Origin of the sequence: Streptomyces sp. KM273126 (genome assembly GCF_004337435.2) — a bacterium.
Lineage (GTDB): Bacteria > Actinomycetota > Actinomycetes > Streptomycetales > Streptomycetaceae > Streptomyces > Streptomyces acidicola.
Map to the genome: position 1 here is coordinate 921,011 of NZ_SJXB02000001.1, position 21,363 is coordinate 942,373.

12 protein-coding genes, 3 rRNA genes and 1 pseudogene are annotated in these 21,363 nt (G+C 67.6%); 6 read left to right on the top strand and 10 right to left on the bottom strand.

Features of this window, described 5'->3' with window-relative positions; genetic code table 11:
• Nucleotides 1-82 precede the first annotated feature (82 nt).
• Nucleotides 83-1,285 carry a winged helix-turn-helix domain-containing protein gene (locus tag E0500_RS03850; RefSeq protein WP_131569527.1) on the top strand — a complete coding sequence of 401 codons (1,203 nt, stop codon included), beginning with the start codon at nt 83-85 and terminating at the stop codon, nt 1,283-1,285.
• Nucleotides 1,286-1,317: 32 nt separating this feature from the next.
• On the opposite strand, the gene E0500_RS03855 is transcribed toward E0500_RS03850, so the two are convergent.
• The 7 genes from E0500_RS03855 to mtnA form a co-directional block, all read right to left on the bottom strand.
• Complete coding sequence (locus tag E0500_RS03855; protein ID WP_131569529.1) at nt 1,318-2,064, bottom strand: response regulator transcription factor; 747 nt, start codon at nt 2,062-2,064, stop codon at nt 1,318-1,320.
• 208 nt (nt 2,065-2,272) lie between these two features.
• A complete protein-coding gene (gene hpf / locus E0500_RS03860; protein WP_399118535.1) occupies nt 2,273-2,968 on the bottom strand; it encodes a ribosome hibernation-promoting factor, HPF/YfiA family in 696 nt (231 codons plus the stop codon).
• A 328-nt stretch (nt 2,969-3,296) separates the two neighbouring features.
• Entirely contained in the window at nt 3,297-4,151 is an 855-nt protein-coding gene (locus tag E0500_RS03865) for a ComF family protein (protein ID WP_131569533.1), read from the bottom strand.
• 225 nt (nt 4,152-4,376) lie between these two features.
• Nucleotides 4,377-6,158, bottom strand: a complete 1,782-nt coding sequence (locus tag E0500_RS03870; RefSeq protein ID WP_131569539.1) for an LpqB family beta-propeller domain-containing protein — start codon at nt 6,156-6,158, stop codon at nt 4,377-4,379.
• A 28-nt stretch (nt 6,159-6,186) separates the two neighbouring features.
• A complete protein-coding gene (gene mtrB, locus E0500_RS03875; protein ID WP_131569535.1) occupies nt 6,187-8,262 on the bottom strand; it encodes an MtrAB system histidine kinase MtrB in 2,076 nt (691 codons plus the stop codon).
• A gap of 1 nt (nt 8,263) precedes the next feature.
• The gene (gene mtrA, locus E0500_RS03880) at nt 8,264-8,953 is read right to left on the bottom strand and encodes a two-component system response regulator MtrA (protein ID WP_187281934.1); all 690 of its coding nucleotides are present in this window, start codon (nt 8,951-8,953) and stop codon (nt 8,264-8,266) included.
• Between the two features lie 8 nt (nt 8,954-8,961).
• Nucleotides 8,962-10,107: an S-methyl-5-thioribose-1-phosphate isomerase gene (mtnA, locus tag E0500_RS03885; protein ID WP_131569537.1), complete on the bottom strand. Its 1,146-nt coding sequence runs from the start codon at nt 10,105-10,107 to the stop codon at nt 8,962-8,964.
• A gap of 140 nt (nt 10,108-10,247) precedes the next feature.
• Here mtnA and E0500_RS03890 point away from each other — a divergent pair.
• The 5 genes and pseudogenes from E0500_RS03890 (at nt 10,248) to E0500_RS03910 (ending at nt 15,908) form a co-directional block, all read left to right on the top strand.
• Nucleotides 10,248-11,617, top strand: a pseudogene (locus E0500_RS03890) (glycerophosphoryl diester phosphodiesterase membrane domain-containing protein).
• A 106-nt stretch (nt 11,618-11,723) separates the two neighbouring features.
• Complete coding sequence (locus E0500_RS03895; protein ID WP_131572031.1) at nt 11,724-12,413, top strand: DUF4129 domain-containing protein; 690 nt, start codon at nt 11,724-11,726, stop codon at nt 12,411-12,413.
• Nucleotides 12,410-13,609, top strand: a complete 1,200-nt coding sequence (locus E0500_RS03900; RefSeq protein WP_131572029.1) for a DUF4350 domain-containing protein — start codon at nt 12,410-12,412, stop codon at nt 13,607-13,609. The genes E0500_RS03895 and E0500_RS03900 overlap by 4 nt, the downstream gene beginning before the upstream one ends.
• Nucleotides 13,609-14,598, top strand: coding sequence for a MoxR family ATPase (locus tag E0500_RS03905; protein WP_131572032.1), 990 nt, complete (start codon nt 13,609-13,611; stop codon nt 14,596-14,598). Before E0500_RS03900 ends, E0500_RS03905 begins: the two co-directional genes overlap by 1 nt.
• A complete protein-coding gene (locus tag E0500_RS03910; RefSeq protein ID WP_131572030.1) occupies nt 14,598-15,908 on the top strand; it encodes a DUF58 domain-containing protein in 1,311 nt (436 codons plus the stop codon). The genes E0500_RS03905 and E0500_RS03910 overlap by 1 nt, the downstream gene beginning before the upstream one ends.
• Before the next feature lie 106 nt (nt 15,909-16,014).
• Here the strand turns inward: E0500_RS03910 and rrf are convergent.
• The 3 genes from rrf to E0500_RS03925 all read right to left on the bottom strand — a co-directional run bounded on the left by rrf (nt 16,015) and on the right by E0500_RS03925 (nt 21,187).
• A 5S ribosomal RNA gene (rrf, locus tag E0500_RS03915) occupies nt 16,015-16,131 on the bottom strand.
• Nucleotides 16,132-16,219: 88 nt separating this feature from the next.
• Nucleotides 16,220-19,343, bottom strand: a 23S ribosomal RNA gene (locus E0500_RS03920).
• A gap of 317 nt (nt 19,344-19,660) precedes the next feature.
• Nucleotides 19,661-21,187, bottom strand: a 16S ribosomal RNA gene (locus tag E0500_RS03925).
• Together the 16S, 23S and 5S rRNA genes form the textbook arrangement of a ribosomal RNA operon.
• Between the last annotated feature and the right edge of the window lie 176 nt (nt 21,188-21,363).

Consider the following 21,363-nt stretch of genomic DNA (forward strand, 5'->3'; position numbering starts at 1 on the left):
CTCGGCCCGAAACCCAAGCCGCCTCAGTCCGAAACCCAAGCTCAGGCCCCTCTGTCAGTGGCAACCTCTATCGTGCGGAACCATGACGACCCTGCCGCGCCCCACCACCGAACTCTCCGCCAACGAGGCCCGCCGCATCGCCCTGCGGGCCCAGGGGTTCCTCGGTGCTCCCGACCGCAGAGGTGGCGTACGAGGCGTGCTGCGGCACCTGGGCGCGGTCCAGCTCGACACCATCTCGGTCCTGGCCCGCTCGCACGAACTCATCCCGTACGCCCGCCTCGGCGCGGTGGGCCGCAAGACGGTGGACAGGGCGTACTGGTCGACCACGCCCGACGGCGCACCCGTGACCCGACCGCACGCCTTCGAGTACTGGTCGCACGCCGCGTGCATCCTCCCCGTAGAGGAGTGGCCCCACTTCGCCTTCCGCCGCCGCGCCTACCGCTCCCGCCCGCACTGGAACCACCCGCTGCCGGACGGCGCATACGAGCGCGTCATCAAGCAGCTCCGCGCCGAAGGCCCCCTGACGGCCACGGAGTTGGGCGGCGCGAAGCGGACCAGCGAGTGGTGGGACTGGTCCGGAGAAAAGATCGCCGTCGAACGGGCGCTGATGTACGGCGAGGTGGTCTGCGTCGAGCGCCGCGGCTGGAAGCGGGTGTACGACCTCGCCGAGCGCGCGATCCCGGACGAGCTGCTGCACGACGAGCTGGACGACACCGAGTGCCTCCGCCGCCTGGTCCGGCTGGCCGGCCAGTCCCTGGGTGTGGGCACGCGCGCGGACATCGCCGACTACCACCGCCTGAAGGCCGAGCAGGTCGACGCGGTGATCGCGGACTCGGGCCTGGTTCCGGTGACGGTCGCGGGCTGGGGCAAACCCGCCTGGGCCGACCCGGCGGCCCTGGAGACGGCGCCGCGCGGCCGCCACCGTACGACGCTCCTGTCCCCCTTCGACTCGCTGATCTGGGAGCGGGCCCGGACGGAACGCATCTTCGGCTTCACCCACCGGCTGGAGGCGTACGTCCCCAAACAGAAGCGCCTGTACGGCTACTTCGCGATGCCGGTCCTCGCCGGAGGTCAGCTGGTCGGACGGGTCGACCCCGCCCGCGACGGCCGCACCCTGATCGCCAGGCAGATAACTCTCGGCAGCCCCAAAGCAGTCCCCGCGGTGGCCCAGGCCCTGCGAGAGGCGGCGAGCTGGGTGGACTGCACCGACGTACGCGTGGAGCGGGTGGACGCCCCGGAGCCCAGCGAGCCCCTTACAAAGGAGCTGACCCGCGCCCTCGCCTGATTCTCACCGAGTCCGTACCCCATGACCCGTCACTAACGGATCTCGAGGATCTTCTCCCGCATCGCATACACCACGGCCTCCATCCTGGAGTGCAGCTGCAGTTTCTCCAGGATGTTGCGCACGTGGTTCTTCACCGTGTTCTCGGAGATGAACAACTCCTTGGCGATATCACGGTTGTTCATTCCCGTGGCCACGAGTTTGAGCACCTCAAGCTCCCGGTCCGTCAACCGCGGCGCCGGCACGAGCCGGCGCTCATCGGTCCGCTGGATCATGGACTTGAACTCGGTGAGCAGCTTGGACGCCATGGAGGGGCTGATCTGTGACTGACCGTCAGCGACGGCGCGAATGGCGGTGGCCACCTCGTCCGTGGAGATCTCCTTGAGGAGATAGCCCGTCGCACCCGCCTTGATCGCGTCGTAGAGGTCGGCCTCCTCGTCGCTGATCGTCAGCATGATGATCTTCGCGCTGGGGGCCACCTCCTTGATGGAGGTGCACGCCTCGATGCCGCCGCGCTTGGGCATCCGTACATCCATCAGCACGATGTCGGGCAGCAGGTCGGCCGCCTTGTCGACGGCCTCCGCCCCGTCGCCCGCCTCGCCGACGACCTGGATGTCCTCCTCGGCCGCGAGCACGATCTCCAGGCCGCGGCGGAAGAGCGCGTGGTCGTCCACGACGAGGACCCGGATGGGCTCCTTGCGTGGAGAGCCCCCCTCCGGGCCCATGCCGACGACGCCGCCGTCGGCATCCTCGTCACGCATCGGTCCGAAGCTGTCCGCCATCGTTCCTCCCCCTAGAAGGCCGTGGCCTGTGTTCCTGTGCCATCGCCAACCAAAGGCAACAGCCCACCGGTTGGGGCCGGTTCAGCCATGATTTCATGCCGGGACCGCACAGCGGTGACAGAGCGGTCCATCGGGTGGTCGCACACGGGTGCCCCTGGGGGCGCACACACGCTCCAGGGGCACCGGATCGGTTGTCACCCGGCGGAGGTCAGCCGCCGAGCCCACCACCTGCGCCAGCCGACCGCCCCTGGGTCACCATCGGGTCGGTGCTGAGGTGGATGACGCCGTAGTCGTAGGCGTGCCGCCGGTAGACGACACTGGGTTCCTTGGTCTCGGAGTCGACGAACAGATAGAAGTCGTGCCCGACCAGCTCCATCTCGTAGAGCGCCTGGTCGAGCGTCATCGGGGACGCGACGTGGGTCTTCTCACGGACGACGAGGGGACCTTCGCCCTTGACCTCCAGCGAGCCGATCTTCTTGGTGGGAACGCCGTCCGACTGCTCTTCCTCGTGGACGGCCTTGCCGTTCCCGTTCAGCGTCGCCACGCCCGGGACGTGGTCGGGGACCTCGGCTGCCGTGAGCCGTCGGGCTCCACGGCGCGTGAATCGCTTGTCGTGCTGCCTGCGCAGCCGGGCTTCCAGCTTCTCCGCCGCCAGGTCGAGCGCCGCATACGGATCACTGGCCGCTGCTTCCGCCCGGATCACGGGACCGCGGGAGTGGAGCGTGATCTCCACTCGATCCGATCGGTCTGCCTGCCGGGGGTTGGGCTCCTTGGACACCTCGACGTCGAGGCTGATCACCTTGCCGTCGAGCTTCTGGATCTTCTCCAGCTTCAGCTTCTCGGCCACGTGCTTGCGGAACCGCTCGGGCACCTCGGTCTTGCGGCCCTTGACGACGATGTCCACGCAGAACTCCGTTCCCGGATCGCTCCGCTCCAGTGCGGAGCGTCTCCCTTGTGCATCACCAGGCTCCGGTACGTCCCGGAACCTCGGACTTGGTGACTTCCACCTCCTCCTCCCCCGTGGACAAGATCTCCGCCCTGTCGTCGCGGATGATTACAGAAAAACCCGCAGCACGGCATTCGGATATGCAAGGAACGGCCACCGCCATTCCCTCACAACCGAACATATCTCGCCCGGCCTGATGTCGTCACCCTCTACTCCCACATACCTCCGTTCAGGTGATTGACCCTCTCGCTACCTGCAACGACGCAAGATCTCTCTCAGTTCCGGTTTATTGGAAAGATTCCGGTGAGGCAGCGACCACCGCTGCGCGCATGATGTTTCCGGCGCCGTGCGCAGCCGCCTTTCCCGGTACTGCTCGGGTGCGGTCCACCACCTTCCTCTCGGCCGACCGCACCGACCTCACTCCGGTCGCCGCAGTCGCACCCGCGATCCGTTTCGCTCTTTCTTCCCATGCCACGCCGCCGTACACAGCCGTTTCGTCCAGAGCTGACCGCACGGCGCGCGCGGCCTCCGTCAGCGAGGCGCCCGTCGTCATCACGTCGTCGACCAGCACGACCCGGCCCTCCGCCAGCAACCGGCCTCCCCCGTCGGCCACCATCAGGGCGCCCGCGAGATTGTCCAGCCGCTGCCGCGAGTTGAGGCCCGACTGATCGGCCACGGCCCGGCGCTGCCGCAGCACACCGAGCACCCGGGCCGGCGTCCCCGTACGCCGCAGTTCCCCGGCCGCGGCGAGCGCGATCCGCCGAGCGGGGTCGTGCCCACGTGCCCGCACCGCCGTGCGCGCCGACGGCACAGGCACGAGCAGCACGCGCTCCCGTGCCCCTCCCGCCTCGCGCAGCCCCTCCCGTACGGCCCCTGCCAAGGCCGCTCCGAGCGGTGCCGCGAGCGCCAGCGCACCTCTTTCCTTGTGGGCGAGGAGCATCGCCCGTACCGCGTCCTCGTACGGAGCCGCCGCGTGTGCCACGGGCAGCCCCGGCGGCACCGGCACCGGTCGCACCCGGCTCGGTGCGGCCCCGCTCAGGGCGGCACGGCACTCCGGGCAGAGCACCGTGCGAGGCCTGCCGCAGCCTCCGCACTCGGCCGGCAGCACCAGATCGGTGAGGTCCTGCCACCACCCCCGCATGCCCACCACTGTGCCAACGTCGGCGCGCCTCGGCCACCCCTGTGGATAACCACCTGTGGACAACTCCCGGGCCCGGCCTCGGGCCGTCCCTCACACGAGCGACCCCCGCCGCTGCACTACACCGCAAGGCACTACACCGCACGGCAAAGCGCGACACGGCGCGGCACGGCACGGCAAAGCGCGGCATGGCACGGCACGTCACGGACCACCGTACGGACGCCCCCGCTATCCCGGATAAACCGGCGCCATCCCCTCGCTGACCACCGTCTGCCACTGCGAGCCGGACGACAGCCGTACGATTCCGTCCTCTGATGAATGGGCCACCAGCGGCAGCCGCTCGTCCTCGGAGGCGGCGATCTCCTCCACTCCGGTGAGCGACACGGGCTGGGGGCCGTCCAGCATGGAGCCGTCGACCTGCACGTACCGCATCTGCTGCACACCGCGGGACTCGCGCCCGACCACCACGAGCCGGCTGTCCCCGGCCCACGACATGGCCTTGACCTTCTCCAGCTGCGGTGTCGCGGAACGCAGATCGACGATCGACACGGACGGCTCACCACTTGAGTCGGAGTCCCGCTCGATGCGCCCTATGAACAGGGCCTGCTTGTCATCCCTCTCCACGATCAGCGCGATCCGGACGCCGTCCGCTGCCACCCGCACCGCCTCGATGCGCCCGTCCAGCCCCGGTGTGCCGGCCTCCAGAGGCTCGCCCTCACCGTCCTGCAGCACCAGCAGCCGCGGGTTCTTCGGATCGCGGTCGGCGACCCACAGATCGCCCCGCCCGTCCCAGCTGGGCGTCGTCAGCCGGTCCTTGTCGGTCCTGCCCTCGCTGTGGACCACAGGGTCGCCGAGCGCACCGTCCGACTCGAACGACCCGACATACATCTCGCTGCCGTCCTTCGACACCCCGGCAGCACGATCCTCGTCGCGGCTCACGGCGGCCGACCGCAGCTCTGTGTCGCCGGTGCCCAGAGCACCGGGAACGGTGTCGGGCTCCCGGTCGGCACCGCTGGCGAGCATGCGCACGAGCCGCCCCTCACCGTCGATGAAGTACTGGTAGTCGGCACCTCCGCCCGCGCCGTGCGAGGCCCCGCCCTCGTCGAGCACGCACAGCTGCGTACCGTCCGACCGCTGCAGCTCCACCTCGTCCACACCCGTGGGCATCAGGTCCTGGAGCGTGAACAGCAACTGCGCCGCCATCTCGTTGCACTTGCCCCGCGCGACACGATCGGCCTTGCCGTTCAGCGGCACGACCAGCTTGTTCTGGTCGTCGGGCGTGAGCGACGTGACGCCCTTCTTCAGGGCCGTGCCCGGGGGGAAACTCGTCCGCGCCACCGGGTTCAGCCAGCGGGTCGGGCCCTTCAGCAGCGCCCGGACCATCTGCGTCACCGGGTCCACCTCCCGGCGCACGTAGACCGGATCGGCCACGGTCCCCAGCTGCCCGGCCCGCGCGAACGAGGTGAAGTAGTACTTGTTCACGGACACATAGGTGCGCTGGAAGTCCGACTTGCCCATGACCACACCCTGGGGCAGCCGGTCGATGCGCCACTGCTTGGTGTCCTTCTGCTGCGTGAGGTGCACGGTCGCGTTGTATTCGTCGTCGGTGGGTTCGTACGCGTGCTGCGCATCCACCCGAGCGACCTCGTGGCCGGTCAGTCGGTAGAGGAAGTCCCCGTCGTCCTCCCTGGTCCCCGAGGGCTCGGGGACGGCGTTCGGCCCCTCGACGAGGACCGTGGTGGTCGCGCTCGGCTGCCAGTCCGAGAGCGCCTTGCCCGCCAGGTACATGCGTGCCGTCTCGTAGTCCGGATCATCGCTGGTGAGGGCCTCCAGGAAGCCCTGCACGATCTCCGAGGGCCGGGCGTCCTCGCGCGGCGGCAGCGCGTAGACCCGTACCTGCGCGTCCTGTCGTGGGGTGGACTCGACACCGCGCAGATCCCCGTCGTCCGGCATCGAGGCGCACCCGGCCAGCAGTACGGCACCACAGCCGACGTACGCCCCCACGCGCATCCGACGCCGTCGGCCGCGCCCCTCGCGGTCAGCGCCCACGGAATGCCTCCCCCTGCTCGTGCTGCTCCGCGGCGCCCTGCGACGGCCGCTCCTCGGTGTCCCCCGCTTCGTTGTCCACTTCTTCGTCCGCGTGCCCGCCCGCGGCCCCGGTGGGCCGGGGCACCACGCGCGCCCCGTCGCCGGGCAGTGCCGTCGGGTCCACCGTGGGCGTCGCCCCGGTCGGCCGCAGTTCTATGGGGGCCCTCGCCTGTACGTTCTCCCCCGCGGTCTGCACCGGGACGGTGGCGAGCTTGCTGCTGCCTCCGAGGTGCAGACCGGCGTCGTTCAGCTCCTGGTTGCGCCGCGAGTCCTTGGGCTCAAGAGGTATCGGGGATCCCCGCAGCGGCTCGTCCGCGGTCCGCGGCAGCGTCAGCCGGAACTGCGAACCCCCGCCCGGCTCGCCCCACGCCTGCAGCCAGCCACCGTGCAGCCGCGCGTCCTCCAAGGCGATGGACAGCCCGAGACCCGTACCGCCAGTGGTACGCGCGCGTGCCGGGTCCGCGCGCCAGAAGCGGCTGAACACCCGGGTCGCCTCGCCCGGCTTGAGCCCCACGCCGTAGTCGCGTACGGCGACCGCCACGGCGCCGCCCGCCGCGGCCAGCTTGACCACGACGTCCTTGCCCTCGCCGTGCTCCACGGCGTTGACGACGAGGTTGCGCAGCACCCGCTCCACGCGCCGGGCGTCGGCCTCGGCCACGATGGGCTGCTGGTCGCCGACGATCCGTATCCGCGTCCCCTTGCGCTCGGCGAGCGGCTCGGCCCCGCTCACGACCCGCCGCACGACCTCCCTGAGGTCGATCGGCTCGGCCTCCAGGGCCGCCGCGCCCGCGTCGAACCGGCTGATCTCCAGCAGGTCCGCGAGCAGCGACTCGAACCGGTCCAGCTGGTCGGCGAGCAGCTCCGCCGACCGCGCGGTCACCGGATCGAAGTCGACGCGTGCCTCATGGATGACATCCGCGGCCATACGCACGGTGGTCAACGGCGTGCGCAGCTCGTGCGACACGTCGGAGACGAACCGCCGCTGCATCCGCGACAGGTCCTCCAACTGCTGGATCTTCAGCTGAAGGTTCTGCGCCATCTTGTTGAAGGCCTCACCGAGCCGCGCGATGTCGTCCTCACCGGTGACCTTCATACGTTCCTGAAGGCGCCCCGCGGACAGCCGCTCAGCGATCCCGGCCGCCATCCGGACAGGGGTCACGACCTGCCGCACCACGAGCCAGGCAATGGCCCCGAGGAGCACGACGACGAACAGTCCCGCCGTCGCCAGCGTCCCCTTGACCAGGCTCAGCGACTTCTCCTCCTGGCTGAGCGGGAAGAGGTAGTACAGCTCGTACGGGTTGCCGTACGGGTCGTTGACCTGCTTGCCGATGACAAGCGCGGGCTGCGACTCCTTGCCGGTGCTGGCCTCGTAGACGATGCGCGTGTAGCTCTGCGCCGCGCCCGCTCCGTCGTCCACTCGGTCGCGCAGGACCTCGGGCACGCTGAGCGTCGGGTCCACACCGCCGGAGGCGCGCGGACCGAACCCGCGCTCGGCCCCCGCTCCGCTGCTGCTGAGCGTCACGACGTCGAACGCGCCCTGGCCGCCACTGGAGAGGGACTCCACGAGGCTGCTCATCCATTCGCTGACGTTCTTCACCGAGTCGCCACCCGGGTCCGGGCCCTCGTTCCCGGCCGCGGTCGCCGCGCTGTCGGCCTGCTGGGCGGCGGCCGTGAAGCCGCCCGTGGCCTGGCTCTGCGAACCCTTGACCTTGGCGTCCAGCAGTCCGTTGCGGACCTGTCCGATGACGACGAAGCCCAGCAACAGGACCACGCCCAGCGACATCAGCAGGGTCGTCACGACGATCCTCAGCTGGATGTTGCGCCGCCACAGCCGCATCACGGGCAACAGCGGACGGCGCACCCAGCGCATGAACAGACGCAGGACCGGACTGCCCTGTACCCCGCCCCGCAGCAGCCCGCCGTCGAGGAGGTGTCCCCAGCGGGACCCCGCCGTCTTCCGGCCGACAGGCCGCCCCGCGCGGGTCCCCGGCTGGCCGGGCGCCGAAGCGGCACTGTCCCCCGTCATGTCAGCTCGGTCCCGCCTTGTACCCGACACCGCGGACGGTCACCACGATCTCCGGCCGCTCCGGGTCCTTCTCGACCTTGGACCGCAGCCGCTGCACATGGACGTTGACCAGACGCGTGTCCGCCGCATGGCGGTAGCCCCAGACCTGCTCCAGCAGGACCTCACGCGTGAACACCTGCCACGGCTTGCGGGCCAGCGCGACCAGCAGGTCGAACTCCAGCGGCGTCAGCGCGATCGACTGCCCCTCCCGCTTCACGGAGTGACCGGCCACGTCGATGACGAGGTCGCCGATGGCGAGCTGCTCCGGCGCCGGCTCCTCCGACCTCCGCAGCCGCGCCCGGATACGGGCCACGAGCTCCTTCGGCTTGAACGGCTTCACGATGTAGTCATCAGCACCGGACTCCAGCCCGACCACCACGTCCACCGTGTCGCTCTTGGCCGTGAGCATCACGATCGGCACCCCGGACTCGGCCCTGATCAGGCGGCACACCTCTATGCCGTCCCGGCCGGGCAACATCAGGTCGAGCAGCACCAGGTCGGGTTTGGCCTCCCTGAATGCCGCCAGCGCCTTGTCGCCGTCGGCTACGAAAGACGGCTCAAAACCTTCACCACGCAACACGATGCCGAGCATCTCGGCCAGTGCGGTGTCGTCATCGACGACAAGGACTCGTCCCTTCATGAATGACATCATCCCATTAACTAAATCGTTACCTGGCGTGACCTGTCACACAGCCCGGCAAGAGCCTCGGCCGTCACGGGCGACACGACCCCCTCCTCGGTGACAATCGCCGTCACCAGCTCGGGCGGTGTCACGTCGAACGCCGGGTTGTACGCCTGTGTCCCCAGAGGTGCCACCGGAATCCCACCCCCCGCCTCCGCTCCCGCCACCGGCACCTGGGGCGCCGCGATCTCCGTCACCTCGTACCCGGCCCGCTGCTCGACCTCGATGGACGCGCCGTCCGCGGTGTCAAGATCCACGGTCGTCACCGGCGCCACCACGATGAACGGCACATGGTGATACCGGGCCAGCACCGCGAGCGGATACGTCCCCACCTTGTTCGCCACCGAGCCATCGGCCGCGATCCGGTCGGCCCCGACCAGCACGGCGTCCACCTCCCCGGCCGCGAAAAGCGAACCCGCCGCATTGTCCGTGAGCAAGGTGTACGCCATCCCGCTGCGCGCCGCCTCGTACGCCGTCAGACGGGCCCCCTGGAGCAACGGCCGCGTCTCGTCCACCCACAGCCTGCGCAGCCGCCCCTCCCGGTGCGCCGCCAGCGCCACCGCGAACGCCGTGCCCTCCCCTCCCGACACCAGCGAACCGCTGTTGCAGTGCGTGAGCACCCGGTGCCCGCCGCCCGGCAGCAACTCGTCGAGCAGCGCCAGCCCGTGCCCGGCCATGCGGACACTCGCCTCGGCGTCCTCCCGGTGCAGCGCCCGCGCCGCAGCGAGCGCCGCCTCGGCACCCTGCTCCTGGTTCCCGCCCTGGGCGAGCGCGGCCCGGTACGCGTCCCGGGCCCGGCCCACGCCGACCGCGAGGTTCACCGCGGTGGGCCGAGCACCCGCGAGGGAGGCAGCCGCCTCCTCCACGTCGAACCCGCGCGCGGCGGCGAGCGCGACGCCATACGCCCCGGCAATCCCCAGCAGCGGCGCCCCGCGGACCGCGAGGGTGCGGATCGCCTCCACCAGCGCGGGCGCGTCCGTGCACACCAACTCGACCTCTTCGGCCGGCAGCCGCGTCTGGTCGAGAAGGACCAGAACGGGCCCTTCGGGTGGCTCGTCCCAGCGGATCGCGGGGATCTCTGTCGGCCGGTTGTCGTCGCCGGATTGCGCCTGCTGATCAGCCATCCGCCCAGTCTGCCCTCTACCGGGCAGACAATTGAAGGTGCGCAGCCCATACCGCCCCTGGTCACTTGAAGGACGCACCGTGGCACGATGGGCGCGAACCTGCCACCGCAACCGCGGACGGGCACCGTGAAGGAGCGACGATGAAAGACACTCCGGGCTGGGCCTCGCCCGGATCCGCCCCCTCGGACGGCCAGGAACCGGCCGGCTCCGGCGCTGCGCAACCCCCGGAGCAGCCGGGCCAGGGGAGCGTGAACCCGTCGGAGCCACCGTCGAAGTGGTCCAAGGAGCAGCCCCCGCCCGGCCAGTGGTCGGCTCCGAGCCCGCAGGCCCCCGGCCAGGCCCCGCCACCCCTCCGCCCGGCCCGGGCTGGGGCGGCCAGCAGCCTGGCGGCCCCGGTGGTTACGGTCCGGGCGGCCCAGGTGACTACGGCGGCCAGGGCGGTGGCCCCGGCGGCTGGGGCTCGCCCGGCTACGGCGGTCCCGGCGGCTGGGGCGGACCGTGGGGCGGACCCCCGCCCGCGGCCAAGCCCGGTGTAATCCCGCTGCGCCCGCTCGGCATCGGCGAGATCCTCGACGGCGCCGTCTCCACCATGCGCACGTACTGGCGCACGGTCCTCGGCATCTCGCTGACCGTCGCCGTCGTCACGGAGATCGCGGTCATCCTGGTTCAGGGCTTCGTCCTCAACGACGCCGCCGGCACCGAGGCCCTCAGTGACCCCAGCGCCTCGCTCGACGAACTGACCCAGGCCATGGGCACCACCCTGCTCAGCTCGGCCGTCGTCCTGCTCATCAGCCTGCTCGGCACCATCGTGGCCACAGCCCTGCTCACGTCCGTGACCAGCCGCGCCGTGATCGGCAAGCCGGTGACCACGGCGGAAGCCTGGCGCGAGGCCCGGCCCCGGCTGGCCAGGCTGTTCGGCCTGACTCTCCTGCTGCCCCTCATCGCCGCCGTCATCATCGCCGTCGGCACCGCGCCCGGCCTCCTCGTGATCGCCGCGGGCGGAGGCGGAGGGGGCGCCGCGCTGGCCGCCCTCGGTGGTCTCGGAGCCGGAGTCGTCGCCCTGTGGCTGATGATCCGCTTCTCGCTCGCCTCGCCCGCCCTGATGCTGGAGAAGCAAGGGGTCATGAAGTCGATGAGCCGCTCCGTGAAGCTGGTGCGCGGCTCCTGGTGGCGGGTCTTCGGCATCCAGCTGCTCGCCGCGATCATCGCCAACATCGTGGCCTCGATCATCGTGATCCCGTTCGCCTTCCTCGCCGCCGCGCTCAGCGGAGACGGCGTCTCCGGCTTCCTCAATGGCAGCGGCGGGCAGCTCGGCTGGACGTTCCTCATCGTCAGCGGGATCGGCTCGGTGATCGGGGCCATGCTCACGTTCCCCATCACCGCGGGCGTCACTGTGCTGCTCTACATCGACCAGCGCATCCGCCGCGAGGCCCTCGACCTCGACCTGGCCCGGGCCGCCGGCATCCACGGCTACGGCACCGAGACACCCGGCACGACCCCGGGGAGCTGACGGCGTGGCGGGGGGAGTTCTCACAGCGGTTCTGGCACTGCCGCACGCCGGCCCGCCGGCCGTACGGCCACTGCTCGGCACCGGCGGCGCCGGGCAGGCACTGCCGATGTCCGACAACGCACCGCCGCTCACCACACCGCGCGACCCCGCGCGCGAAGCGGCCCGGCGCGAGTTGTCCAAGCAGATGTACCACGAGAACGAACCCAGCTGGTTCCAGCGCGCTCTGGACGCCTTCTGGGAGTGGCTCGACAAGCTGTTCGGCGCCGCGTCCGCCGCCACCCCCGGCGGCGCACTCGGCCTCGTCGTCATCGTCCTGGTGGTCCTCGCGCTCCTCGGAGCGCTGTGGTGGCGCCTGGGCACCCCCCACCGCACCCCCACATCGTCCGCCGCGCTCTTCGACGACCGCCCCCGCAGCGTCGCCGAACACCGCACGGCCGCCGAGGCACACGCCGCCCAGGGCCACTGGAACCAGGCCGTCCAGGAACGCATGCGCGCCATCGTCCGCTCACTGGAGGAACGCGCCCTGCTCGACGTACGCCCCGGCCGTACCGCCGACGAGGCCGCCTCCGAAGCAGGCCGCGCACTCCCCGCCCACGCGGACCGACTGCGCGCCGCCGCCCGGGACTTCGACGACGTCACATACGGTGGCAGGCCGGCGGGCGACGGAACGTACCGCCGCCTCGCCGCCCTCGACGACGACCTGGAGCGCACCAAGCCCGTGCTGACCAACAGTGCCCACAGCACGGCCAGTACGGCGGACAGCACCGGCAGCTCACGCCGCGGAGCCGCCGAATGACCACCGAGGCCACGCTCCCGACCACCTCGGCCTCGCCCTCCGCCCGCCAGGTGTGGACCCGCGCGCGAGGTGTCGTACTCGCGCTGGTGATCCTCCTGGCCGCGGCCGTCGCGATCGCCTCGGTCCGATCCACTTCCCAGCACGGCATGCTCGACCCGCGATCGGCCGACCCCTACGGCAGCCGCGCGATCGCCGCACTCCTCGACGACCGGGGCGTGTCCACACGCCTGGTCACCACCCTGGACGAGGCCCGCGCCGCGACGGGTCCCGACACCACCCTGCTGGTCGCCGTCCCCGACCTGCTGACGGACCGCCAGCAGGCCCAGCTCCACACGGCGACCCGCGACTCCGGCGGCCGTACGGTCCTGATCACCCCCGGCGCCCCCTCCATCGGCACCCTCGCCCCCGGTGTGAGCGCAGACCCGGCACGCAGCCTCGACTCGACGCTCTCCCCCCGCTGCGACCTCCCCGCAGCCCGGCGAGCGGGCACCGCCGACACGGGAGGCATCCGCTACCACACCACCGCCCCGGACGCCGACGCCTGCTACCGGAGCGACGGCCTGCCCACCCTGGTGCGCCTGCCGGCACCCGAAGGGGACGGCGACACCATCGTGCTCGGCTCGCGCGACATCCTCTTCAACAACAGCCTCGCCGACCAGGGCAATGCCTCGCTCGCCCTCCAACTCCTCGGCTCGCGCCCCCATGTGGTCTGGTACCTCCCCTCGCTGTCCGACAAAGCCCTCACCGAAACCGGCGAGCGCGACTTCCTCGACCTGCTCCCCTCGGGCTGGCTCTGGGGCACACTCCAGCTCTTCGTCGCCGCCGCCCTGGCCGCCCTCTGGAGGGCACGCCGACTCGGCCCCCTCGTACTCGAACGTCTCCCCGTCGCGATCCGCGCCTCCGAAACCGTCGAAGGCCGCGCCCGCCTCTACCGCAAAGCGAACGCCCGCGACCGCGCGGCCGCCGCTCTGCGCTCCACCACCCGCACTCGCCTCGCCCCCCTCGTAGGCATCCCCCTCGCCCAGGCGCACGCGCCCGAGGCCCTGCTCCCCGCCCTGTCCGCCCACCTCCACAACCACGGAGACGGACAGGCCCTGCACACCCTCCTCTTCGGCCCACCCCCCGGCGACGACGCAGCACTGATCGCCCTCGCCGACCAACTCGACGCCCTCGAAAGTGAGGTACGCCGTCCATGATGGACCCGACCACTGACAACGCCGGGTACGGCGGGGACCCGGGCGCCGCCCGCTCCTCCCTGGAAGCCCTGCGCGCCGAGATCGCCAAGGCCGTGGTCGGCCAGGATCCTGCGGTGACGGGCCTCGTCGTCGCCCTCCTCTGCCGCGGCCACGTCCTCCTCGAAGGAGTCCCGGGAGTCGCCAAGACCCTCCTCGTGCGCGCCCTGGCATCCGCCCTCGAACTCGACACCAAGCGCGTCCAGTTCACCCCCGACCTGATGCCGAGCGACGTCACGGGCTCCCTCGTCTACGACACCCGCACGGCCCAGTTCTCCTTCCAGCCCGGCCCGGTCTTCACCAACCTGCTCCTCGCCGACGAGATCAACCGCACCCCGCCCAAGACCCAGTCGTCGCTCCTGGAAGCCATGGAGGAACGCCAGGTCACCGTCGACGGCACCCCGCGCCCGCTCCCGGAGCCGTTCCTGGTCGCCGCGACCCAGAACCCCGTCGAGTACGAGGGCACGTACCCCCTCCCCGAGGCCCAGCTGGACCGTTTCCTCCTCAAACTCACGATCCCGCTCCCCACCCGCCAGGACGAGATCAACGTCCTCACCCGTCACGCGGAGGGCTTCAACCCCCGCGACCTGCACGCCGCAGGCCTACGCCCCGTAGCGAACGCAGCAGACCTGGAAGCCGCCCGCGCCTCGGTCGCCAAGACCACGGTCTCCCCCGAGATCACCGCCTACGTCGTGGACATCTGCCGCGCCACCCGCGAATCCCCGTCCCTCACCCTCGGCGTCTCCCCACGCGGCGCCACAGCCCTCCTGGCGACCGCACGCGCCTGGGCCTGGCTGACGGGCCGCGACTACGTCATCCCCGACGACGTGAAGGCCCTCGCCCTCCCGACCCTCCGCCACCGTGTCCAGCTCCGCCCGGAGGCCGAGATGGAAGGCGTGACGGCCGACTCGGTGATCAACGCGATCCTCACCCACGTCCCCGTCCCCCGCTGATGGCACTCACCGGACGCGCCGCCCTCCTCGCGGCCCTCGGCTCCCTCCCGGTCGGCATCTGGGAACCCGGCTGGACGGGCATCCTCGCCGTGAACGCCCCCCTGGCCCTGGCCTGCGCCTGCGACTTCGCTCTCGCCGCGCCCGTACGCCGCCTCGGCCTGACCCGCTCCGGCGACACATCGGCACGCCTGGGCGAAACGGCGGACGTCACCCTCACGGTCACCAACCCGTCCAACCGCCCCCTGCGCGCCCACCTCCGCGACGCCTGGCCCCCGAGCAGCTGGCAGCCCAGAACCGAGGTGGCCGCCTCCCGGCACCGCCTCACAGTGCCCCCGGGTGAACGCCGACGCGTCACAACCCGTCTGCGCCCCACGCGTCGGGGCGACCACCAGTCGGACCGCATCACCATCCGCTCGTACGGACCTCTCGGCCTGTTCGCCCGCCAGGGCAGCCACAAGGTCCCCTGGACGGTACGGGTCCTGCCCCCGTTCACCAGCCGCAAGCACCTGCCCTCCAAACTGGCCCGTCTGCGCGAACTCGACGGCCGCACCAGCGTGCTGACGCGAGGCGAGGGCACGGAGTTCGACAGCCTCCGCGAGTACGTCCCTGGGGACGACACCCGCTCCATCGACTGGCGCGCCACAGCCCGACAGACCACGGTCGCCGTACGCACCTGGCGTCCCGAACGCGACCGCCACATCCTCCTGGTCCTGGACACCGGCCGCACCTCCGCGGGGCGTGTGGGCGACGTCCCCCGCCTTGACGCCTCCATGGACGCTGCCCTGCTCCTGGCCACCCTCGCGTCCCGCGCCGGCGACCGCGTGGACCTCCTGGCATACGACCGTCGAGTACGCGCCCTCGTCCAGGGCCGCACAGCAGGCGACGTGCTTCCGTCCCTGGTCAACGCGATGGCCACCCTGGAACCCGAACTCATCGAAACGGACGCACGCGCCCTCACGGCCACCGCACTCCGTGTGGCCCCACGCAGCGCCCTGATCGTGCTCCTCACGAGCCTGGACGCGGCCCCCGTCGAAGAGGGCCTGCTTCCCGTACTCCCTCAGCTGACCCAACGCCACACCGTTCTCGTGGCATCAGTCACGGATCCGCACATCGCCGGCATGGCCAAGGCACGCGGAAACCCAGACGCCGTGTACGAAGCCGCCGCCGCAGCCCAGGCCCAGGCAGAACGCCACCGAACTGCCGAGCAACTCCGCCGTCACGGAGTCACGGTCGTCGACACAACTCCCGACGACCTGGCACCAGCGCTGGCCGATGCCTACCTGGCCCTGAAAGCAGCAGGACGCCTGTAAAGAGGTTTCCCAGGGAGCCGGGCGCCCCTGGGAAACGGTGGGAAACGGGAACCAATGGAAAACGAAAAAGGCCCACACCATAAGGTGTGGGCCTTTTCCAATATTTGTTCGGCGGTGTCCTACTCTCCCACAGGGTCCCCCCTGCAGTACCATCGGCGCTGTAAGGCTTAGCTTCCGGGTTCGGAATGTAACCGGGCGTTTCCCTCACGCTATGACCACCGAAACACTATGAAACACTCAACCGCACCACGCCTGTGGCAAACGTGGGGTTGTTCGTGGTTTCAGAACCAACACAGTGGACGCGAGCAACTGAGGACAAGCCCTCGGCCTATTAGTACCAGTCACCTCCACCCGTTACCGGGCTTCCAGACCTGGCCTATCAACCCAGTCGTCTACTGGGAGCCTTACCCCATCAAGTGGGTGGGAGTCCTCATCTCGAAGCAGGCTTCCCGCTTAGATGCTTTCAGCGGTTATCCCTCCCGAACGTAGCCAACCAGCCATGCCCTTGGCAGAACAACTGGCACACCAGAGGTTCGTCCGTCCCGGTCCTCTCGTACTAGGGACAGCCCTTCTCAAGACTCCTACGCGCACAGCGGATAGGGACCGAACTGTCTCACGACGTTCTAAACCCAGCTCGCGTACCGCTTTAATGGGCGAACAGCCCAACCCTTGGGACCGACTCCAGCCCCAGGATGCGACGAGCCGACATCGAGGTGCCAAACCATCCCGTCGATATGGACTCTTGGGGAAGATCAGCCTGTTATCCCCGGGGTACCTTTTATCCGTTGAGCGACGGCGCTTCCACAAGCCACCGCCGGATCACTAGTCCCGACTTTCGTCCCTGCTCGACCCGTCGGTCTCACAGTCAAGCTCCCTTGTGCACTTACACTCAACACCTGATTGCCAACCAGGCTGAGGGAACCTTTGGGCGCCTCCGTTACCCTTTAGGAGGCAACCGCCCCAGTTAAACTACCCATCAGACACTGTCCCTGATCCGGATCACGGACCCAGGTTAGACATCCAGCACGACCAGACTGGTATTTCAACGACGACTCCACATGAACTGGCGTCCACGCTTCACAGTCTCCCAGCTATCCTACACAAGCCGAACCGAACACCAATATCAAACTGTAGTAAAGGTCCCGGGGTCTTTCCGTCCTGCTGCGCGAAACGAGCATCTTTACTCGTAGTGCAATTTCACCGGGCCTATGGTTGAGACAGTCGAGAAGTCGTTACGCCATTCGTGCAGGTCGGAACTTACCCGACAAGGAATTTCGCTACCTTAGGATGGTTATAGTTACCACCGCCGTTTACTGGCGCTTAAGTTCTCAGCTTCGCCCACCCGAAAGTGAGCTAACCGGTCCCCTTAACGTTCCAGCACCGGGCAGGCGTCAGTCCGTATACATCGCCTTACGGCTTCGCACGGACCTGTGTTTTTAGTAAACAGTCGCTTCTCGCTGGTCTCTGCGGCCACCCCCAGCTCACCAAGAAAATTGGATCACCAGGAATGGCCCCCCTTCTCCCGAAGTTACGGGGGCATTTTGCCGAGTTCCTTAACCATAGTTCACCCGAACGCCTCGGTATTCTCTACCAGACCACCTGAGTCGGTTTAGGGTACGGGCCGCCATAAAACTCGCTAGAGGCTTTTCTCGACAGCATAGGATCATCCACTTCACCACAATCGGCTCGGCATCAGGTCTCACCCTGCAAGAGCGGCGGATTTACCTACCACTCGGGCTACACCCTTACCCCGGGACAACCACCGCCCGGGATGGACTACCTTCCTGCGTCACCCCATCACTCACCTACTAACCGCTTGGTTCAGCGGCTCCACCACTTTCCATTCCCCGAAGGGTCCGGAACGGCTTCACGGCCTTAGCATCACGATGCTCGATGTTTGACGCTTCACAGCGGGTACCGGAATATCAACCGGTTATCCATCGACTACGCCTGTCGGCCTCGCCTTAGGTCCCGACTTACCCTGGGCAGATCAGCTTGACCCAGGAACCCTTAGTCAATCGGCGCACACGTTTCCCACGTGTGAATCGCTACTCATGCCTGCATTCTCACTCGTGAACCGTCCACAACTCGCTTCCACGGCTGCTTCACCCGGCACACGACGCTCCCCTACCCATCCACACACCCGTTAGGGCCATATGTGTGAATGACACGACTTCGGCGGTACGCTTGAGCCCCGCTACATTGTCGGCGCGGAATCACTAGACCAGTGAGCTATTACGCACTCTTTCAAGGGTGGCTGCTTCTAAGCCAACCTCCTGGTTGTCTCTGCGACTCCACATCCTTTCCCACTTAGCGTACGCTTAGGGGCCTTAGTCGATGCTCTGGGCTGTTTCCCTCTCGACCATGGAGCTTATCCCCCACAGTCTCACTGCCGCGCTCTCACTTACCGGCATTCGGAGTTTGGCTAAGGTCAGTAACCCGGTAGGGCCCATCGCCTATCCAGTGCTCTACCTCCGGCAAGAAACACACGACGCTGCACCTAAATGCATTTCGGGGAGAACCAGCTATCACGGAGTTTGATTGGCCTTTCACCCCTAACCACAGGTCATCCCCCAGGTTTTCAACCCTGGTGGGTTCGGTCCTCCACGAAGTCTTACCTCCGCTTCAACCTGCCCATGGCTAGATCACTCCGCTTCGGGTCTTGAGCGCGCTACTACACCGCCCTATTCGGACTCGCTTTCGCTACGGCTTCCCCACACGGGTTAACCTCGCAACACACCGCAAACTCGCAGGCTCATTCTTCAAAAGGCACGCAGTCACGACGCAAGGAACAAGTTCCCTGCGCGACGCTCCCACGGCTTGTAGGCACACGGTTTCAGGTACTATTTCACTCCGCTCCCGCGGTACTTTTCACCATTCCCTCACGGTACTATCCGCTATCGGTCACCAGGGAATATTTAGGCTTAACGGGTGGTCCCGCCAGATTCACACGGGATTTCTCGGGCCCCGTGCTACTTGGGTGTCTCTCAAACGAGCCGCTGACGTTTCGACTACGGGGGTCTTACCCTCTACGCCGGACCTTTCGCATGTCCTTCGCCTACATCAACGGTTTCTGACTCGTCCCACGGCCGGCAGACCGTGGAAGAGAGATCCCACAACCCCGTATACGCAACCCCTGCCGGGTCTCACACGCATACGGTTTGGCCTCATCCGGTTTCGCTCGCCACTACTCCCGGAATCACGGTTGTTTTCTCTTCCTGCGGGTACTGAGATGTTTCACTTCCCCGCGTTCCCTCCGCATACCCTATGTGTTCAGGTATGGGTGACAGCCCATGACGACTGCCGGGTTTCCCCATTCGGAAACCCCCGGATCAAAGCCTGGTTGACGACTCCCCGGGGACTATCGTGGCCTCCCACGTCCTTCATCGGTTCCTGGTGCCAAGGCATCCACCGTGCGCCCTTAAAAACTTGGCCACAGATGCTCGCGTCCACTGTGCAGTTCTCAAACAACGACCAACCACCCGCCACCCCACTGGAAAACCAGCGAGTTCACCGGGGCCGGCAATCCGAAGGACGAGCAACGCTCGCACCCTCAGACACCCAACAGCGTGCCCGACACCCTTGCCGCTTCCCTCAACTTTCCACGCCCACAAGGAGCAGTACTGGAAGGAGAAGACGATCAAGTGTGCCGAATAATCAACGTTCCACCCATGAGCAACCACCGTCGAACATTTGCCGACGTAATGGCCTCTGACCTCGTCCCGAAGGACTCGGTAAGAAGTGCTCCTTAGAAAGGAGGTGATCCAGCCGCACCTTCCGGTACGGCTACCTTGTTACGACTTCGTCCCAATCGCCAGTCCCACCTTCGACAGCTCCCTCCCACAAGGGGTTGGGCCACCGGCTTCGGGTGTTACCGACTTTCGTGACGTGACGGGCGGTGTGTACAAGGCCCGGGAACGTATTCACCGCAGCAATGCTGATCTGCGATTACTAGCAACTCCGACTTCATGGGGTCGAGTTGCAGACCCCAATCCGAACTGAGACAGGCTTTTTGAGATTCGCTCCACCTCACGGTATCGCAGCTCATTGTACCTGCCATTGTAGCACGTGTGCAGCCCAAGACATAAGGGGCATGATGACTTGACGTCGTCCCCACCTTCCTCCGAGTTGACCCCGGCGGTCTCCTGTGAGTCCCCATCACCCCGAAGGGCATGCTGGCAACACAGAACAAGGGTTGCGCTCGTTGCGGGACTTAACCCAACATCTCACGACACGAGCTGACGACAGCCATGCACCACCTGTACACCGACCACAAGGGGGCGACCATCTCTGGCCGTTTCCGGTGTATGTCAAGCCTTGGTAAGGTTCTTCGCGTTGCGTCGAATTAAGCCACATGCTCCGCTGCTTGTGCGGGCCCCCGTCAATTCCTTTGAGTTTTAGCCTTGCGGCCGTACTCCCCAGGCGGGGAACTTAATGCGTTAGCTGCGGCACCGACGACGTGGAATGTCGCCAACACCTAGTTCCCACCGTTTACGGCGTGGACTACCAGGGTATCTAATCCTGTTCGCTCCCCACGCTTTCGCTCCTCAGCGTCAGTATCGGCCCAGAGATCCGCCTTCGCCACCGGTGTTCCTCCTGATATCTGCGCATTTCACCGCTACACCAGGAATTCCGATCTCCCCTACCGAACTCTAGCTAGCCCGTATCGAATGCAGAACCGGAGTTAAGCCCCGGTCTTTCACACCCGACGTGACAAGCCGCCTACGAGCTCTTTACGCCCAATAATTCCGGACAACGCTCGCGCCCTACGTATTACCGCGGCTGCTGGCACGTAGTTAGCCGGCGCTTCTTCTGCAGGTACCGTCACTTTCGCTTCTTCCCTGCTGAAAGAGGTTTACAACCCGAAGGCCGTCATCCCTCACGCGGCGTCGCTGCATCAGGCTTTCGCCCATTGTGCAATATTCCCCACTGCTGCCTCCCGTAGGAGTCTGGGCCGTGTCTCAGTCCCAGTGTGGCCGGTCGCCCTCTCAGGCCGGCTACCCGTCGTCGCCTTGGTGAGCCACTACCTCACCAACAAGCTGATAGGCCGCGGGCTCATCCTTCACCGCCGGAGCTTTCCACCACCAACAGATGCCTGTAGTAGTTGTATCCGGTATTAGACCCCGTTTCCAGGGCTTGTCCCAGAGTGAAGGGCAGATTGCCCACGTGTTACTCACCCGTTCGCCACTAATCCACCCCGAAGGGCTTCATCGTTCGACTTGCATGTGTTAAGCACGCCGCCAGCGTTCGTCCTGAGCCAGGATCAAACTCTCCGTGAATGCTTCCGGGATATCCCGGCAACACATCACGAGAGCGGAACCAAGAGGAGGAATAGTCCCCTCGGTTCACAGCGTCCTCGCTGTGTTTGTGTTTCAAAGGAACCTCGCCCCGGTCATGATGACCGAAAGACGGGGTATCAACATATCTGGCGTTGACTTTTGGCACGCTGTTGAGT